Raw genomic sequence first — 283 nt, 5'->3', positions numbered from 1 at the left:
TTCCTGTACAAAACCACCAACTACTATGACCCAACGTCCGAGCACAGCATTCGCTGGGATGATCCTGCTCTGGGCATCGACTGGCAGATGGACCAAGCGCCGAAGCAGTCCGCCAAGGATAAGCCTGCCGCGATGCTCAAGGACGCTGACGTCTTCGCCTGAGCCTAGGCATAATGCGCCTGTTCCCCTCAGGCGCATTCGGCATGAAACCAACCCTTCCCCGCAGACCCCGCTGGCGCAGCCTTGCGTTGCTGGCGCTGTGTCTGGCGCCGCTGTTGTGGCC

1 protein-coding gene is annotated in these 283 nt (G+C 61.1%); it reads left to right on the top strand.

Annotated elements, in window-relative coordinates:
- The coding region (locus QMX93_RS30905) for a dTDP-4-dehydrorhamnose 3,5-epimerase family protein (protein ID WP_282359361.1) at positions 1–162 on the top strand (162 nt) is incomplete at its 5' end.
- Positions 163–283 lie beyond the last annotated feature (121 nt).

Origin of the sequence: Pseudomonas sp. PS01303, from assembly GCF_029959385.1 — a bacterium.
Taxonomy (GTDB): domain Bacteria; phylum Pseudomonadota; class Gammaproteobacteria; order Pseudomonadales; family Pseudomonadaceae; genus Aquipseudomonas; species Aquipseudomonas rustica.
Note: the sequence above shows the minus strand (reverse complement) of the source record. Positions and strands in the feature narration are given on the sequence as shown.